3 protein-coding genes are annotated in these 2,938 nt (G+C 43.6%); all 3 read right to left on the minus strand.

The window, feature by feature from the left end; translation table 11 throughout:
* On the minus strand, window positions 1–687 hold a 687-nt coding region (locus tag KGY70_20245; protein MBS3777535.1), incomplete at its 3' end, for a response regulator transcription factor.
* Window positions 659–1,387: a histidine kinase gene (locus KGY70_20250; GenBank protein ID MBS3777536.1), complete on the minus strand. Its 729-nt coding sequence runs from the start codon at window positions 1,385–1,387 to the stop codon at window positions 659–661. The genes KGY70_20250 and KGY70_20245, both read right to left, overlap by 29 nt.
* 115 nt (window positions 1,388–1,502) lie before the next feature.
* Window positions 1,503–2,516 (minus strand): PD40 domain-containing protein, encoded by a 1,014-nt coding sequence (locus KGY70_20255; protein MBS3777537.1) that lies wholly within the window; start codon window positions 2,514–2,516, stop codon window positions 1,503–1,505.
* Window positions 2,517–2,938: the final 422 nt, after the last annotated feature.

Raw genomic sequence — 2,938 nt, forward strand, 5'->3', positions numbered from 1 at the left:
GTAACTTTCCCCGATGGGAATGTTCTGCTCGTTGATGAAAAGCCGGTTCTTTCCTATGACATCAATCTTATCGATCGCAACCACATAGGACTTATGGATGCGGATGAAGTTCTCCTGAGGGAGCACTGTGCTGATGTGGTTGAAGCTTTGAATGGTATAGAGCGTTTCGTCGCGGGTTTTTATGACCAGGTAATTGTTCATGCCTTTGATGTAATAGATGTCGTCAAAGGATAATTTTTGCATCCGGTATTTGGTCTTGATAAAAATAAAATCTTTGTTTTTTTGACCTGATTTTTGATTGGCTGAGCCTTCATCGGGATAGGAACGTGGCTGCAGCCGGAATACCTTGTCCACAGCTTTGACGAATCTTTTGAAGGAGATGGGTTTTTGCAGATAATCTGCTGCCTGCAGCTCAAAGGCTTTCAGGGCATAGTGATCATATGCCGTAGTAAAGATAAAATGAGGCTTGACGTTCAGCGATTCAACCAGATCCACACCCGTCATCTCATTCATCTCAATGTCGAGAAAAACCAGGTCCACCTCATGGGTTTGCAGATAGTTTAATGCTTCAAACGCATTGGTGAAGGACTGCTTTAATTCTAAAGACTCCACGCGATCGATATAGTTGGTCATTTGTTTAAGCGACAGGGGTTCGTCGTCAATGGCTATGCAATTGAGCTTTTTCATTTTTCCTTAGGTTATTAATGGTGAGTTCTACATGGAAACATCCGTTCTGACGGAATATATTCAGTTCATGCTGATTGGGATAAATCAGCATGAGTCGTTTCTTGGTATTTTTGATTCCAATGCCCTTGGATTTTGAAAAGGAATCGGCTTTTTGCCCGCACTGGTTCACGATTTTAAAAAACAGGGAATTTCTGTCAATCTGAACGGCAATGCTGGTGCCGGGTCTGCTTTTATCCCTGAGATGGACATATTTGAAGGCATTTTCAATGAATGGCAGGATGATCATGGGCGCGAGGTATTTGCCCTCCGGGTCTCCACTTATTGAGCATTCAATGGCATTTTCCTCCGGGAATCTGATTTTTTGAAGTTCAATATACTTTTCCAGGTAGCTCAGGGATTTTCTGAGCTCAACCTTTCTTTGACCCACATCATAGGTGGAGTAGCGCAGTAGCTCCCCGAATTTGATCAGCAGGTCCTGGGAACGGTAAGGATCTACTTCTATTAACACACTAATATTATTGATGGTATTGAGGATGAAATGAGGAGACATCTGGTTTTTCAGAATGGAAATCTCCTGGCTCAGCTTTTTTTCTTCCAGCAAAGCGAATGCTTTCTTCCATTTCCTGTGCTGACAGAACATATAAAGCGAAGACAGCAAAAAGACCACGATCAGGCTTGTTATAATAATCGTACTTTCCATCCTTCTATCTTATCTTATGTAGATTCTCTTTGATTCATTTGTGCAGTACCTGGTTTAGCTGTTCCCCTCTGACTCGGTGTATGCTTTACCCTCCCAACCGGCAAAATATCGAATATCAATGAGATATCCGGATTGTTTGGGGAGTATGTTGGTTTACCCTGACCAGATTTTTCAGTGAATCAATCACCCGGGTGTGGATCCGGTAGATGTCGCCATTCCCGTTTTCAGGCTTACTGTGATATTTTTGCAACTGCCGATAATCCATGGGTTGGTCTTTGATATCCCTGGCCATTCTTTGGCTGGTAAAGAAAAGAAACTTACCGTCGGCAGACAGCGCCGGGCAGTATTCAAAGGCCCTGGAATTGACTTGCTCGCCCATATTGATGGCTTTTCTCCATTGGCCTTTGCGATTTTTAAAGGCTATATACAGGTCGCCACTTCCATAGCCCTCGCCCATCCCTTCCGAGGTGTAGATGATGAAGGAGCCGTCGGGAGATACAAAACCATTGTATTCTCCTTTATTTGTATTAACGGAATCACCCAGGTTTTTGGGGGGCATAAACCGGCCATCCTGGTATTGGCACACATAGAGATCTTCGCCTCCCCGGGTAGGATCCAGTTCGGCGGTAAAATATATGGAGCCATCCCGCGTAAAGGAAGGGTAAAACTCATTGCCTTCCTGGTTTACCGGTTTGCCCAGGTTAACCGGTTCACTCCACCCATCTTCACGGCGGGTTACATACCAGATGTCGAAATCTTTTGATTCGCCTGTCTTGTGTATCGGCCGGTTGGAAACGAAAAAGAGTCTTTTGCCGTCCGGATGAAACACAGGCTCTATATCATAGTATTTCCCTGAAAACTCAGCTATTCTGGGTTTTGTCCATTTTTCCCCGATCTTATTGGAGTAAGCGATAGCTGCCATGCTTCGGGTATATCTGAGTGTAAAATAAAACGACTTGCCATCTGGAGATAGTGCTGCATCCCGCTCAAACATACCGGTGGATATGGTATCTGGTGCAAAAAGGCGGGCAGCAAGCTTGCCATCACTGGCTTCTGACGGGTTCTCCTGTGCGGCGGATGAACTTGTAAGGATGATCAAAAGAGCGAAAGACAGGAATAGATTTTGCATATACATGAAATTTTCAGATGAATGGAGTCAAGCATGAATCGTGCCATATCGCATAAGAAGTTGTCAGGGAAAAGGATTTGGCTATAGGGTTCCACTTCACGACTTGCAGATTGTTCGAAAATAATACAACCTGTGTTCGTATTCGTACGCTTCCTGAATTCCTTGTCGTTGCGTTTATATTTTTCGGTGCAAAAAAATTCATTTTATCTTTGGTTAGGCCTTTATCCTGTGTTGATAAGAATCATGTTTAAATGAAACAAGGGCAATGGATGCTTTACTAATTAGACCCGCTGGTAGCTTTATACCCTATTTTTTATTACTTTTGATGAGTTTTTGTAATTTTGATCAACTATGAGCGTAGCCGAAAATATCCAATGGTTCACCAGAGAAGCATTGCCTGAAGGGGTGAAGCTGGTGGCGGT

It is taken from the genome of Bacteroidales bacterium (genome assembly GCA_018334875.1).
GTDB lineage: Bacteria > Bacteroidota > Bacteroidia > Bacteroidales > UBA12077 > JAGXLC01.